A 13,488-nucleotide genomic window follows, 5' to 3' on the forward strand; every position below is an offset into this window, starting at 1 on the left:
CACCCGCCCGACCGACCGCACGACCCCGGGGCGCGTACGCCCCGGGGTCGTGCCATCGTGGCCGTGGAGGGGACGGCCCACCGGTCACCGAAAGGCGGACCCCATGCCCGAGATCGCCATGCAGATCGACATCGCCGCACCCCGCGCCGCCGTGCTCGACGCGCTCAACACGCACGGCGGGCTGACCAGCTGGTGGACCACCGGGGTGGACCGCGAGGGCGAGGTGCTGCTGTTCGACTTCCCCGGGGTGCCCGAGCCGTTCCGGCTGCGCCGGGAGCGGGCCGACCTGGACCGGGTGCTGTGGGCCAACGCCGGGGCGTTCCCGCCGCACTGGGCCGGCACCTGGATCAGCTGGGACCTCTCCGACCAGCCCGACGCCCCCGAGCGCACCCGGCTGCTGTTCCGGCACGGCGGCTGGCAGCCGGGCAGCGAGGAGGGCGTCCCGATGGTGGCCGGCACCTGGGCCGAACTGCTGGTCCGGCTCAAGGACTACGCGCAGAGCGGCAAGGCGCAGCCGTACTTCGTCACCACGCTGCGCCACGACGAGGAGTGACCGCGCGGCGACCGGTCGCCCGCCAGGGCGCCGTCCGGTGGCGGGAACGCGGCGGCGGACCGAAGGTGGGCGGTGTGGCGCCGTCGCACCGGGCCCCGCCCTCCGACGGCCACGACCCGGCGAGCAGCAGCCCCACGACAGGCAGCCACGACCAGCAGCCCCACAAGTCCAGCAGCCCCACGACTCCAGCCCCACGACAGCAGCCCCACGACCGACAGCCGGCCACCACCGCCTCCGGGAGGCCCAGCGATGCCCGTAGTGACCGATCCGTACCAGCCCGGCACCCCGTGCTGGATCGACCTGATGGCGAGCGACCAGCAGGCCGCGCTCGACTTCTACCGCGACCTGTTCGGCTGGCAGGGCGAGGTCGGCCCGGCCGAGTTCGGCGGTTACGCCGTGTGCACCCTCAACGACCGCCCGGTCGCCGGGATCATGGCGCAGTCCGCGCCCGAGGGCCAGCCGCTGCCGCCGGTCGCCTGGACCACCTACCTGGCCTCGGACGACGCCGACGCGGCCCGGGCCGCCATCGTCGGAGCCGGCGGCACGGTCCTCTACGACCCGATGGACGTCGGCACGATCGGCCGGATGCTGGTCGCCGCCGACCCGACCGGTGCGGTGTTCGGCGTTTGGCAGGCGATGGACTTCATCGGCGCGGGCGTGGTCAACGAGCCCGGCGCGCTGGTCTGGAACGAGCTCAACACCGCCGACACCGAGGCGGCCCGCCGCTTCTACCAGCCGGCCCTCGGGCTGCGCCCGGCCACCATCCAGGGCATGGACGGCTACTTCTCGTTGAACGTCGGCGACCGTACGGTGGGCGGCCTCCAGGAGATCCCGAAGTACCTCGCGCCGGGCACGCCGTCGCACTGGATGACGTACTTCCTGGTGGACGACGCCGACTCGGTGGTGGACGCCCTGGTCAAGGCCGGCGGCTCGGTGATCCAGCCGCCGTTCGACATGCAGGCCGGCCGGATGGCCGTGGTCAACGACCCGCAGGGCGCGGTCTTCGCGGTGATCCAGTCGCCCGAGGCGCAGATGCCCGACTCGCCCTGATCCGGCGGCGGCAACCGGAAGCCGCCCTTCCCGCGACGCGCCGCCGGGAATGGGCGGCATCCCCCGCGTTCCCGGGGCAGACTGCACCCATGCTGGGGCTACCGGACGACATCCGCGCTTTCCTCTTCGACCTCGACGGGGTCCTCACCCAGACCGCCACGGTGCACGCCGCGGCCTGGAAGGACACCTTCGACGCCTTCCTGCGTGCCGAAGCGGCCCGCACCGGCGGGCAGTTCGTCCCCTTCGACGCCGTCACCGACTACGACACCTACGTGGACGGCCGCCCACGCCTGGACGGCACCCGGGCCTTCCTGCAGAGCCGGGGCATCGACCTGCCCGAGGGCGCCGAGGACGACCCGCCGAACGCCCGCACCGTGCAGGGCATCAGCCGGGCCAAGAACGACACCGTGCTGCGGCTGATCCACGAGCGGGGCGTCGCGCCGTACGACGGCTCGGTCGCCTACGTGCACCGGCTGCGCGCGCTCGGGCTGCCCCGGGCGGTGGTCTCCTCCAGCGCCAACTGCCGGGACGTGCTGCGCTCGGCGGGCATCCTGGACCTCTTCGACGTGATCGTGGACGGCGTGGTCGCCAAGCAGCGGTCCCTGCCCGGCAAGCCGGCCCCGGACACCTACCTGTACGCCGCCCGCGAGCTGGGCGTCGAACCCGCGCACGCCGCCGTCTTCGAGGACGCGCTCGCCGGGGTCGCCTCCGGCCGGGCCGGCGGCTTCGGCGCGGTGGTCGGGGTCAACCGCACCGGGCAGGCGGCCGAACTGCGCCGCGACGGCGCCACCGTGGTCGTCGACGACCTCTCCGAGCTGCTGGGGGATGAGAAGGCATGAGCGAGCGGAGCATGGGGGTCCCCCCGGCCGAAGGCTGGGGGAGAATCATCGAGGGGCGCGTGTGGGCGAATGCCCCTACCGAGCGCAGCGAGGTGGGCGCATGAGTCCTGCGGACAACTTCACCATCGACCCCTGGCAGATCACCGAACACGGCGTCGACCCGGCCTCGATGGCCCGCGCCGAGTCCGTCCTGGCGCTCTCCAACGGCCACATCGGGCTGCGCGCCAACCTGGACGAGGGCGAGCCGCACGGCCTGCCCGGCACCTACCTCAACGGGGTCTTCGAACTGCGCCCGCTGCCCTACGGCGAGGGCGGGTACGGCTACCCGGAGTCCAGCCAGAGCGTCATCAACGTCACCAACGGCAAGATCATCCGGCTGCTGGTGGACGACGAGCCCTTCGACCTGCGCTACGGCGAACTGGTCAACCACACCCGCTGGTTGGACTTCCGCGAGGGCCTGCTGCACCGCGAGTGCGAGTGGACCTCCCCAGCCGGGCGGACCATCCGGGTGCGCTCCTCCCGGCTGGTCTCGCTGACCCAGCGCGCCATCGCCGCGGTGGCGTACAGCGTCGAGGCGGTGGACGGGCCGGTGCGGATCGTGCTCCAGTCCGAGCTGGTCGCCAACGAGCAGCTGCCCGGCGGCCCCGAGGGCGACCCGCGCGCCGCCGCCGTCCTCGAGGCGCCGCTGCAGCCCGAGGTGCACCACGCGAGCGGCACCAAGGCCGTCCTGGTGCACCGCACCCGCTTCAGCGGCATCCGGGTCGCCGCCGGGATGGACCACCTCATCGAGGGACCGGAGCGGCTGGACACCGTCGCCGAGGCCGAGGCCGACCACTGCCGGATCAGCGTCACCACCGTGCTGGAGCCCGGACAGCGGCTGCGGCTGGTCAAGTTCATGTCCTACGGCTGGTCCGCCACCCGCTCGCTGCCCGCCGTCCGGGACCAGGTCGAGGCCGCGCTGACCGCCGCCCGGTACACCGGCTGGGACGGCCTGGTCGACGAACAGGCCGAATTCCTCCAGGAGTTCTGGGAGACCAGCGATGTCGAGATCGAGGGCGACGTCGAACTCCAGCAGGCCGTCCGGTTCGCCGTCTTCCACGTCCTGCAGGCCGGCGCCCGCAGCGAGGAACGCGCCATCCCCGCCAAGGGGTTGACCGGCCCCGGCTACGACGGGCACAGCTTCTGGGACACCGAGACCTTCGTCCTGCCGGTGCTCACCTACTGCCTGCCCGGGGCCGTCAACCAGGCCCTGCGCTGGCGGCACACCACCCTGCCGCTCGCCCGTGAACGGGCGACCCAACTCGGCCTGGCCGGCGCGGTGTTCCCCTGGCGGACGATCCGCGGCGAGGAGTGCTCCGGGTACTGGCCGGCCGGCACCGCGGCCTTCCACATCGGCGCCGACATCGCCACCGCCGTCGCCCGCTACGTCCGGGCCACCGGGGACGAGGACTTCGAACGCGCGTACGGCCTGGAACTGCTCGTCGAGACCGCCCGGATGTGGCGCTCGCTCGGCCACCACGACACCGCCGGGAAGTTCCGCATCGAGGGCGTCACCGGCCCCGACGAGTACAGCGCCGTCGCCGACAACAACGTCTACACCAACCTGATGGCGCAGGCGAACCTGCGCGCCGCCGCCGAGGCCGCCGTCCGGCACCCCCGCGAGGCCGCCGAACTCGGTGTCGACACCGAGGAGACCGCGGCCTGGCGGGACGCCGCCGCCGCGATGTACGTCCCCTACGACGAGGACCTCGGCGTCCACCCGCAGGCCGACGGCTTCACCCACCACCAGGTCTGGGACTTCGAGAACACCCCGCCGGAGAACTACCCGCTGCTGCTGCACTACCCGTACTTCGACCTGTACCGCAAGCAGGTCGTCAAGCAGGCCGACCTGGTGCTCGCCATGCAGGTCCGCGGCGACGCCTTCACCGACGAGCAGAAGGCCCGCAACTTCGCCTACTACGAGCGCCTGACCGTCCGCGACTCCTCGCTCTCCGCCTGCACCCAGGCCGTCATGGCCGCCGAGGTCGGCCAACTCGACCTCGCGTACGACTACACCGCCGAAGCCGCCCTGATGGACCTCCACGACCTCGGCGGCAACACCCGCGACGGCCTCCACATGGCCTCCCTGGCCGGCGCCTGCATCGCCCTGGTGGCCGGGTTCGGCGGCCTGCGCGACCACGGCGAGATCCTCGACTTCCGGCCCCGGCTGCCCTCCGGGCTGATGAAGCTGAGCTTCTCCCTGATGGTCCGCGGCCACCTGCTCGGCGTCCGGATCACCCACGGGGGCACCACCTACACGCTGCGCCGCGGCGAGGTGATGCACCTGCGGCACGACGGCGAGCTGGTCCAGGTCAAGGCCGGCGCCCCGGTCACCGTGCCCACCACCGCCCCGCCCGCCCAGGAGCGCTGTGCCCAGCCGCCCGGCCGCGAGCCGGCCCGCCGCCAGCCCCAGGCGGGGCTGGTGGCCGGCAAGCTCGGCCAGCAGGACCACCTGGCCGCGGAGTAGCCGCGGGGCCGGGCCCCGCGTCCGGCCCCGTACCCGCTCACTCGTTCGCCCGGCCCCGTGTGCGGCCGGCTGCGCCCCGTCGGAGGCTGCAGGTGTCCTGTGGCGAGCGAAGGGAAGTCCCCGTGGCGACCGTGGCCGAACAGATGGTGGAGGTGCTCCGGCAGGCCGGGGTGGAGCGGGTGTACGGCGTGGTCGGCGACAGCCTCAACCCCGTCGTCGACGCGATCCGGCGGGCGGAGGGCATCGGCTGGGTGCACGTGCGCAACGAGGAGGCCGGCGCCTTCGCGGCCGCCGCCGAGGCCGAACTCAGCGGCCGGCTGGCGGTCTGCGCGGGCTCCTGCGGCCCCGGCAACACCCACCTCATCCAGGGCCTGTACGACGCCCAGCGCAGCGGCCTGCCGGTGCTCGCGCTCGCCTCGCACATCCCGTCCGGGCAGATCGGCACCGGCTTCTTCCAGGAGACCCACCCCGAGCGGGTGTTCACCGACTGCAGCAACTGGTGCGAGATGCTCTCCACCCCCGCCCAGCTGCCCCGGCTGCTGCGGGTCGGCATCCAGCACGCGCTCGGCTCGCACGGCGTCTCGGTGCTGGCCTTCCCCGGGGACGTCGCCGCCCTGCCGGCCGCCGGGCCGACCGGCAGCAGCCACTTCCTCACCGAGCAGGCCGTCGCCGCGCCGCCCTGGTCCCAGGTGCAGGAGCTGGCCCGGCTGCTCAACGCGGCCCGCCGGGTCACCCTGTTCTGCGGCGCCGGGGTGCGCGGGGCGCACGCCGAGGTGATGGCCGTCGCCGAGGCGCTGAACGCGCCGATCGGGCACTCGCTGCGCGGCAAGGAGTGGATCCAGTTCGACAACCCGTACGACGTCGGCATGAGCGGGCTGCTCGGCTACGGCGCCTGCCACGAGGCGCTGCACTCCGCGGACCTGGTGCTGCTGCTCGGCACCGACTTCCCGTACGACTCCTTCCTGCCGCAGGCGCACACCGTCCAGGTCGACCACGACGCCACCCGGCTGGGCCGCCGCACCGCGCTGGAACTGGCCGTGCACGGCGACGTCGCGGCCACCCTGAGGGCCGTGCTGCCGCTGCTGGACGCCAAGCCCGACCGGACCTTCCTGGACGGCATGCTGCGCAAGCACTGCAAGTCGCTGGAGGACGTCATCGGCGCCTACACCCGGGACATCGAGAAGCACCTGCCGATCCACCCCGAGTACGTCGCCTCGGTGCTGGACGAAGTCGCCGCCGACGACGCGGTGTTCACCGTGGACACCGGCATGAACAACGTCTGGGCCGCCCGCTACCTCCAGCCGAACGGCCGCCGCCGGGTGATCGGCTCCTTCCTGCACGGCTCGATGGCGAACGCCCTCCCGCACGCGATCGGCGCCCAACTCGCCTGCCCCGGGCGGCAGGTGATCGCGATGGCGGGCGACGGCGGTATCGGCATGCTGCTCGGCGAACTGCTCACGGTGGCCAAGCACCGGCTGCCGGTGAAGACGGTGGTCTTCAACAACGGCGCGCTCGGCATGATCAAGCTGGAGATGCTGGTCTCCGGCTACCCGGAGTACGAGATCGACAACGGGGACGTGGACTACGCCGGCATCGCCCGGGCGATGGGCATCCCGGCCAAGCGGGTCGCCGACCCGGCGAGGGTCCGGGAGGTGCTGGCGGAGGCGCTGGAGCGGCCCGGTCCGGCCCTGGTGGACGTGGTCACCGACCCGAACGCGCTGTCCATCCCGCCGCGGATCACCGCCGCCCAGCTGAAGGGCTTCGCGCTGGCGGCCGGGAAGACGGTGCTGTCGGGCGGTGTCGGGCGGATGGTCGACCTGGCGCGCAGCAACCTGCGCAACGTTCCCCGGCCGTGAGCGGACCTCGTCGCCGGCTTTGCCTCTGAGGCAACTTTCTTGCCCCTGCGGCAGGCCGGGTGTCCACTGGACAACATGACCACCAGCTCCACCGGCACCCCCGGCGACGGCGACCAGCTCGACGACCAGGAGGTCGCCGGCCTCGCCGCCCGCCTCCGCGAGCACCGGCACAGCAGCCGGCTCACGCTGGAGGTCGCCGCGGGCCGGGTCGGCCTCTCCCCAGCCTATCTGTCCCGGCTGGAGACCGGCCGCCGCCAGCCCTCGCTGCCCGTCCTGCTCGGCCTCGCCCGCGCCTACGGCACCACCGTCTCCGGGCTGCTCGGCGAGGCCATGGTCGAACCCGACCCGGTGGTCCGCGGCGGCGCCATCGATCCCGGCCGGGCCGGTGGCTGGGGCTACCGGCGGGCCGGCGCCCCCGGCCGCGCCATGCAGGCCCTGCGGGTGCACGTCCCGCCGGGCGTCCAGGACGCGGTGGTCCGGGTCCACCCCGGCGAGGAGTGGATCTACGTCCTGCGCGGGCAGCTGCGGGTGACCCTCGGCGACCGCGTCCACCACCTCGCGCCCGGCGACTCCGCCCACTACGACTCGCTCACCCCGCACTGCATCGCCGCCGAATCCGACGCCGGCGTCGAACTGCTCTTCGTCCACACCCTGTTGCAGAGCCCCGGCGGCGAACTCTGCCTCGGCGGCGGCCCCGCCCCGACCCACTGACCAGCCGTCAGACGCTTGGAGGAGATCCCGATGGCCGATCCCACCACCCCCACCGCCCCCGCCGCCACCGCGGTCCCGGTCGGTGCCGCCGACACCGCCACCGGCCCGAAGACCATGGACGCCGGGAAGTGGGCCAACAAGCGGGTCTACCTCCGCCTGGTCATCTACACCGCGGGCATCCACGCCTTCGCCGGCTTCATCATGCTGCTGTTCGAACTGGGCAGCCGGAACAAGTAGTTCGGCTGCCCCGGCTGGCGAGCGCCCGCCCCCGGCCGCCCCGGGGCGGGCCGGTCACGCCGTGCGGAGCACCCGGCAGAGCGCGTCCAGGGCCGCCGGGAAGGCGTGTTCCGGCGGGGTCGCGTAGCCGATCACCAGGGCGGGGTCGCCCGCCTCGGCGGTCGGGTCGGCGCGGTGCCAGTCGAGACCGCTGAGAGCCAGGCCGGCGGCCTCGGCGCGGGCGATCAGTTCGGCCTCCGGGGCGGACCCGGGCGGGAGTTGGAGGACGGCGTGCAGGCCGGCCGCGATGCCGGTGACCTCGACCCACGGGGTGTGCTCGGCGACCGCGGCGGCCAGCCGGTCGCGCCGGCGCCGGTAGTGCAGCCGGCAGCGCCGCACGTGGCGGTCGTACGTCCCCGAGGTGATCAGCTCGGCCAGGGTCAGCTGGTCGAGCACCGGGGACATCGTGTCGGCCAGCACCTTCAGCCGGGCGACCGGCTCGACCAGCGCGTCCGGCAGGGCCAGCCAGGCCAGTCGCAGGCCCGGGGCGAGGCTCTTGGCGGCGGTGCCGGCGTACACCACCCGTTCCGGGTCGAGCGCCTGCATCGCGCCGAGCGGCTGCCGGTCGTAGCGGAACTCGCCGTCGTAGTCGTCCTCGACCACGTACCGGTCGTGTTCGCGCGCCCACCGCACCGCGGCGGCCCGCCGGTCGGCGGACAGCGGTGCGCCGGTGGGGTACTGGTGGGCGGGGGTCAGCAGGGCGGCGCCGCAGTGGGCGTCGAGCCGGTCGACGACGGCGCCCTCGCAGTCCAGCGGCAGCGGGACGGTGGACAGCCCGGAAGCCCGCACCACGGCGTGCTGCGGCGGCAGCCCGTACGCCTCGACCGCGAGCGAGCGGGCGCCGCGCTCCCGCAGGGCCGCGCAGAGCAGGCCGAGGCCCTGCTGGACGCCGCCGCAGATGAGCAGGTGGTCCGGGTCGGTGCGGACGCCGCGGACCCGGGCCAGGTAGTGGGTGAGCGCCTCGCGCAGTTCGATCCTTCCGAGCGGGCTGCCGTAGCCGAGCGCCTCGTGCGGGGCGGTGGCGAGGGCGCGGCGGGCGGCGGCCAGCCAGGCGGTGCGGGGGAAGAGCGAGAGGTCGGGGCGCCCGGACCGCAGGTCGTGCCGGGGGGTGCGCGGCGATTCCCGGGCCGGGACGGGCCGTTCGCCGCGCACGGGCACGGCCCGCCGGGCGACGGTGGTGCCGGAGCCCTGCCGGGAGCTGAGCCAGCCCTCGGCGGCGAGCTGCCCGTACGCCTCGACCACGGTGTTGCGGGCGATGCCGAGGTCCTCGCCGAGGGCCCGGGAGGACGGCAGCCGGGTGCCGGGCGCGAGCCGCCCGTCCTGGACGGCCTCGCGCAGGGCGTCCTCCAGGGCGGCCCGCAGTCCGGCGCCGGCGGCGCGCCGCTCGCTGAGGTCCAGGTGCAGGTCGCCGCCGAAGGAGGTCCAGGAGCCGTTCACGGACCCATTCTCGCGTGGCCGGTGGTCACCAGGTGGCGCCGGCGGGCTCCTCGATCGCGGTGTTGACGCGGTTGAAGAAGTTGGTCAGGCCGATCATCAGGATGATCGCGGAGAGCTGCTCCTCGTCGAAGCATCCGGGCGGTGCCGGCGGGGGCGGCGGGGGTAGTGGTGCCGGCGGTGGTGGTCATCGTGCTGTCCTCCGGGTCGGTTAGCGTCCGTCACTGGACCGACGGATCCCGACGCGAGGATGTGACAGATGAGCGAGGAAACCTCCCGAACCGATCTTCTGGCCGCGCAGTTCGAGGCGGAGCGCCCCCAACTGCGCTCCGTGGCCTACCGGATGCTCGGCTCGGTCGCCGAGGCCGAGGACGCCGTCCAGGAGGCGTGGCTGAAGCTGAGCCGCAGCGACGTGGGCGAGGTGCGCAACCTCGGGGCCTGGCTGACCACCGTGGTCGGCCGGGTCTGCCTGGACCAGTTGCGCTCCCGGGCCTCCCGCCGGGAGGACCCGCTGCCCGAGCAGGAGGGGCAGGTGCGGCTGCCGGACCCGGTGGTGAGCGGGCTGACGGCACTGGACCCGGTGCACGAGATCCTGGTCGCGGACTCGGTGGGGATCGCGCTGATGGTCGTGCTGGAGACGCTCTCCCCGGCGGAGCGGGTGGCCTTCGTGCTGCACGACATGTTCGAGGTGCCCTTCGACGGGATCGCCGAGGTGCTCGGCCGCACCGCCGCCTCGACCCGCCAGCTGGCGAGCCGCGCCCGCCGCCGGGTGCAGGGCGCGACCCCGGCCGCCGACGCGGACGAGGTCCGCAAGCGCCAGGTGGTGGAGGCCTTCCTGACCGCGGCCCGGGGCGGTGACTTCGACGCCCTGATGACGGTGCTGGACCCGGAGGTGGTGGCCCGGTCCGACGGCGGCACGCTGGTGCCGAGCGTGCTGCGCCGGGGCGCGGCCGACGTGGCCTCCCAGGCGATCACCTTCGCCCGGTTCGCCGCGGACGGGCGCCTGGTGCTGGTCAACGGCTCGCCCGGGGTGGTGCCCTTCGCCGACGGCCGTGCGCTGTCGGTCATGTCGTTCACCATCCACCAGGGCCGGATCACCGGTCTGGACATCCTCACCGACCCGGTCCGGCTGGCGGCGCTGGGCCTCACCGCGTAGCCGGACGCGGTACGGGAACTGCGCGGTACTGGAACTGCGGGGCACGGGAACTGCGCCGTACGGGAACTGCGGGGCACGGGAACGACGCGCTACGGAACGCGGACGGGCCGTCCGGCGAGCTGCCGGACGGCCCGTGGCGGGTTCGGGAGGGGTCAGACCGACAGGTAGATCGCGCTGCCGACGCCGGCCAGGAAGCAGTACACCGCGAACGGCGTCAGACTGCGGGTCTCGAAGTACTTGGTGAGGAAGCGCACCGAGATGTAGCCGGCCACGAAGGCGGCGACGCTGCCGGCCGCCACCGGGCCGAGCACGGCGGAGTTCTCCGGCTTGAACAGCTCGGGGACCTTCAGCGCCGAGGCGGCCAGGATGACCGGGGTGGCGAGCAGGAAGGAGAACCGGGCGGCGTCCTCGTGGTGGAGTCCGCGCAGGATGCCGGCGCTCATGGTGACGCCGGAGCGGCTGATGCCCGGGAACAGCGCGAGGATCTGGGCGGAGCCGATCCAGGCGCCCTGGACGAAGCTGAGCCTGGTCAGCCGGACGTCGGAGGCGGCCGCCGGGTCCAGCCCGGGCTCGTCGGCGGGGGCGGCGTGTCCGGCCCGGCGGCGGCCGCTGCCGCCGCGCTTGAGCCGTTCCGCGCCGAGCAGCACCAGCCCGTTGAGCGCGAGGAAGACGGCGGCCGGCAGCGGCTTGCCGAGCGCGTGCCGCAGGGCCTTCTCCAGGACGAGGCCGGCCACGCCGACCGGGATGGTGGAGATGATGAGCAGCCAGGCGAGCTTCTCGTCCCGGGTCTGCACCCGGCGGTGCCGGATCGAGCCGACCAGTCCGCTGACCACCCGGACCCAGTCCCGCCAGAAGAACACCACCAGGGCCAGCGCGGTGGCCAGGTGCAGGGCGACCAGGGCGGCGAGGTAGGAGGAGCCGTCGGCGGTCATGTCGAGGTCCTGCTGGATCTTCCCGCCGATCACGGCCGGGACCAGGATGCTGTGGCCCAGGCTGGACACCGGGAAGAGTTCCGTCACACCCTGCAGCAGGCCGACGCCTATCGCTTCCGGGTAGGTCAGGGTGGACATCGCGCACCTTCGCTCTGGGGTCTGCGGCCGGTGGGTTCCGGTGGCCTCCGCGAAGCTACTACGGGCATGTAGACGCCCGGCAGCCCCGCCGCCAGAAGTTCATCGAGCGTATGTCCGGGTGTCACCGGCTCCGAGCCGGTGGACCAGCAACTCGGCGACGGCGCCCGGCAGTCCGGCGGGCACCGCCTGCTGGACGGCCTGGCCGAGCAGCACCCCGGCGGTCGCCGCGAGCGGGGTGCCGCCGAGCAGCAGGGCGACGGTCAGTGCGGCGTACAGCCGCGGCCGACGGTCCATCGGGAGGCCTCCATCGGGGCAGGGGGTCGACACCCGCCCACGATGCGGCCTGCCGCAGCGTCAGGTTCAAGTCCTTTTCGGGAGGGGCCGGTTCGGACGTCCGTCTCAGGCGTACGTCCGTCTGGCTCGTACGTCCGTCTCAGACTTGCATCTCAGGCTTCCGTCTCAGGCGTCCGACTTGGACGGACGTCCGTATCGGTCGTACGTCCGTCTTGAGCGGACGTACGACCCGGACGGGCGCCCGGTCGGCTCAGACGTCCACCCGCCGCCAGCCCGACCCGTCGGCCGGCACCGGCGCCGTCGCGAAGTCGTAGCGCAGCAGTTCCGGGCCGAGCGCCAGCAGCGAGATCGAGGAGGAGCCCCAGATCCGTCCGTCGCCGAAGTCCCGGCGCTGGATCAGCGCGGCGTCGTCGTCCAGGGCCAGTCCGTCGCCGGTGACGACCGGCAGCCAGCTGCCCCAGGCCGCTTCGGCCGTCCCGTCGGCGGTCGGTTCGGGCCGGGGCTCGGCCAGCAGGCGGGCCCGGAAGTGGTCGGCGCGGGCGGCCATCAGGGAGCGGATCCGCTCGGAGGCGGTACGGTTGGCGGCCGTCCCCTCCAGGCCGTCGTTGACCACCACGCTGAGCCCGGTGGGCAGTTGGTGCTCGGTCGGCCGTCCGTCGCCGCCCCAGCTGGTGACCTCGGCGCCGTCCGGGTGGACCTGGACGAGGTGGAAGGGGTCGTACGGGGCGAGGTCGAGGTGTCCGATCCCGCCCTCGCGCGCGGCGGTGAGCGGCAGTTCGCCGCGGCTGAGCCGGCTGGCGGCGGGGGCGAGCGGGCCGAAGCCGTTGAGCAGGCAGGCGGCGGTGCGCCGGTCGGGGTCGACGGCCAGCCAGGTGCCGCCGGCCGCGAGGTCCAGTCCGCCGACGAGTCCGGGCCGCTGCGGCCAGTGGTGGCCCGGGGGCTGCCAGGCGCGGCCGAGGTACTCGTCCCGGACGGACAGCAGCAGCACCGGTACCGCCGCGTCGGGTTCGATGCTGATGAACGCCGTGCACACGGTCCCGTCCCCCTGACCTGGTCGTCCCGAAGATCCACCAGCGATCCTCGCACGCCTGTTCGCGGACCGGAAGTGGCCCAAGGAAGCAGGTGCCGAATGCACCAGTGCCGGGGGCCAGTGGGCTTCTAGGCTGGCTCCCGTGACGACCGCCGAGCCGACGGCTGAGCCGACGGCCGTGACGACCGCCGAGCCGACCGCCGAGCCGATGAACGCGACCCAGGACGAGACCATGACGAACGAGACCGCGCCCCACGTGCCCGCCCCCGAGCAGCGCCTCCCGATGCCGAAGCTCGCCCCCGCCTTCTACCAGGCCATGATCGCCGTGGACCGGGCCTCTCGGGAGGGTCTGGACCCGACCCTCGCCGAGCTGGTCAAGGTGCACGCCTCGATGATCAACGGCTGCGCCTTCTGCATCGACATGCACGCCACCGACGCCCGCAAGAACGGCGAGCAGGACCACCGCCTGCTCTCCCTCCCGGCCTGGCGCGAGACCCCCTGGTTCACCGCCCGTGAGCGCGCCGCCCTCGCCCTCACCGAGTCGATCACCCTGCTGACCCAGGGCCACGTGCCGGACGCCGTGTACGACGAGGCCGCCGCGCAGTTCGAGCCGGCCGAGCTGGCCCAGCTGATCGCGCTGATCACCACCATCAACGCCTGGAACCGGATCGGCGTGTCCACCCGCATGAGCCCGGCCGCGAAGTGAGCGGGCC

At 73.8% G+C, this 13,488-nt stretch carries 13 protein-coding genes; 9 read left to right on the forward strand and 4 right to left on the reverse strand.

Annotation, left to right across the window (positions count from 1 at the left end; genetic code table 11):
* Window positions 1-103 precede the first annotated feature (103 nt).
* From ACZ47G_RS33660 to ACZ47G_RS33690, 7 genes are all read left to right on the forward strand, one after another.
* A complete protein-coding gene (locus ACZ47G_RS33660) occupies window positions 104-553 on the forward strand; it encodes an SRPBCC family protein (RefSeq protein WP_380460676.1) in 450 nt (149 codons plus the stop codon).
* A gap of 249 nt (window positions 554-802) precedes the next feature.
* Window positions 803-1,603: a VOC family protein gene (locus ACZ47G_RS33665; protein ID WP_465749300.1), complete on the forward strand. Its 801-nt coding sequence runs from the start codon at window positions 803-805 to the stop codon at window positions 1,601-1,603.
* Window positions 1,604-1,692: 89 nt separating this feature from the next.
* Entirely contained in the window at window positions 1,693-2,442 is a 750-nt protein-coding gene (locus tag ACZ47G_RS33670) for an HAD family hydrolase (protein ID WP_465749302.1), read from the forward strand.
* A 100-nt stretch (window positions 2,443-2,542) separates the two neighbouring features.
* The gene (locus ACZ47G_RS33675; RefSeq protein ID WP_465749304.1) at window positions 2,543-4,948 is read left to right on the forward strand and encodes a glycoside hydrolase family 65 protein; all 2,406 of its coding nucleotides are present in this window, start codon (window positions 2,543-2,545) and stop codon (window positions 4,946-4,948) included.
* A gap of 122 nt (window positions 4,949-5,070) precedes the next feature.
* On the forward strand, window positions 5,071-6,804 hold the full coding sequence (locus ACZ47G_RS33680; RefSeq protein WP_465749306.1) for a pyruvate dehydrogenase: 1,734 nt from the start codon (window positions 5,071-5,073) through the stop codon (window positions 6,802-6,804).
* Between the two features lie 75 nt (window positions 6,805-6,879).
* Window positions 6,880-7,515 (forward strand): helix-turn-helix domain-containing protein, encoded by a 636-nt coding sequence (locus ACZ47G_RS33685; protein WP_465749308.1) that lies wholly within the window; start codon window positions 6,880-6,882, stop codon window positions 7,513-7,515.
* Window positions 7,516-7,545: 30 nt separating this feature from the next.
* Window positions 7,546-7,752: a DUF6126 family protein gene (locus ACZ47G_RS33690; RefSeq protein WP_465749310.1), complete on the forward strand. Its 207-nt coding sequence runs from the start codon at window positions 7,546-7,548 to the stop codon at window positions 7,750-7,752.
* A gap of 54 nt (window positions 7,753-7,806) precedes the next feature.
* On the opposite strand, the gene pdxR is transcribed toward ACZ47G_RS33690, so the two are convergent.
* Window positions 7,807-9,228, reverse strand: a complete 1,422-nt coding sequence (gene pdxR, locus ACZ47G_RS33695; protein ID WP_465749312.1) for a MocR-like pyridoxine biosynthesis transcription factor PdxR — start codon at window positions 9,226-9,228, stop codon at window positions 7,807-7,809.
* Window positions 9,229-9,484: 256 nt separating this feature from the next.
* On the opposite strand from pdxR, the gene ACZ47G_RS33700 reads away from it, so the two are divergent.
* Entirely contained in the window at window positions 9,485-10,381 is an 897-nt protein-coding gene (locus ACZ47G_RS33700) for a sigma-70 family RNA polymerase sigma factor (RefSeq protein WP_465749314.1), read from the forward strand.
* 152 nt (window positions 10,382-10,533) lie between these two features.
* On the opposite strand, the gene ACZ47G_RS33705 is transcribed toward ACZ47G_RS33700, so the two are convergent.
* From ACZ47G_RS33705 to ACZ47G_RS33715, 3 genes are all read right to left on the reverse strand, one after another.
* The gene (locus ACZ47G_RS33705) at window positions 10,534-11,451 is read right to left on the reverse strand and encodes an undecaprenyl-diphosphate phosphatase (protein WP_465749316.1); all 918 of its coding nucleotides are present in this window, start codon (window positions 11,449-11,451) and stop codon (window positions 10,534-10,536) included.
* A gap of 99 nt (window positions 11,452-11,550) precedes the next feature.
* Window positions 11,551-11,745, reverse strand: a complete 195-nt coding sequence (locus ACZ47G_RS33710; RefSeq protein ID WP_465749318.1) for a hypothetical protein — start codon at window positions 11,743-11,745, stop codon at window positions 11,551-11,553.
* 250 nt (window positions 11,746-11,995) lie between these two features.
* On the reverse strand, window positions 11,996-12,778 hold the full coding sequence (locus tag ACZ47G_RS33715; RefSeq protein WP_465749320.1) for an NRDE family protein: 783 nt from the start codon (window positions 12,776-12,778) through the stop codon (window positions 11,996-11,998).
* Between the two features lie 229 nt (window positions 12,779-13,007).
* Here ACZ47G_RS33715 and ACZ47G_RS33720 point away from each other — a divergent pair, with 229 nt between their 5' ends.
* Entirely contained in the window at window positions 13,008-13,481 is a 474-nt protein-coding gene (locus ACZ47G_RS33720) for a carboxymuconolactone decarboxylase family protein (RefSeq protein WP_465749369.1), read from the forward strand.
* Window positions 13,482-13,488: the final 7 nt, after the last annotated feature.

The sequence above is a fragment of the Kitasatospora sp. NPDC030952 genome (assembly GCF_055571335.1).

Excerpts from the sequence above, each read along its gene's own strand:
- ACZ47G_RS33670 (WP_465749302.1), top strand. The coding sequence starts at position 1,693 with ATGCTGGGGCTACCGGACGACATCCGCGCTTTCCTCTTCGACCTCGAC.
- ACZ47G_RS33665 (WP_465749300.1), top strand. The coding sequence starts at position 803 with ATGCCCGTAGTGACCGATCCGTACCAGCCCGGCACCCCGTGCTGGATC.
- ACZ47G_RS33705 (WP_465749316.1), bottom strand. The coding sequence starts at position 11,451 with ATGTCCACCCTGACCTACCCGGAAGCGATAGGCGTCGGCCTGCTGCAG.
- ACZ47G_RS33690 (WP_465749310.1), top strand. The coding sequence starts at position 7,546 with ATGGCCGATCCCACCACCCCCACCGCCCCCGCCGCCACCGCGGTCCCG.
- ACZ47G_RS33675 (WP_465749304.1), top strand. The coding sequence starts at position 2,543 with ATGAGTCCTGCGGACAACTTCACCATCGACCCCTGGCAGATCACCGAA.
- ACZ47G_RS33700 (WP_465749314.1), top strand. The coding sequence starts at position 9,485 with ATGAGCGAGGAAACCTCCCGAACCGATCTTCTGGCCGCGCAGTTCGAG.
- ACZ47G_RS33710 (WP_465749318.1), bottom strand. The coding sequence starts at position 11,745 with ATGGACCGTCGGCCGCGGCTGTACGCCGCACTGACCGTCGCCCTGCTG.
- ACZ47G_RS33685 (WP_465749308.1), top strand. The coding sequence starts at position 6,880 with ATGACCACCAGCTCCACCGGCACCCCCGGCGACGGCGACCAGCTCGAC.
- ACZ47G_RS33660 (WP_380460676.1), top strand. The coding sequence starts at position 104 with ATGCCCGAGATCGCCATGCAGATCGACATCGCCGCACCCCGCGCCGCC.
- ACZ47G_RS33720 (WP_465749369.1), top strand. The coding sequence starts at position 13,008 with ATGACGAACGAGACCGCGCCCCACGTGCCCGCCCCCGAGCAGCGCCTC.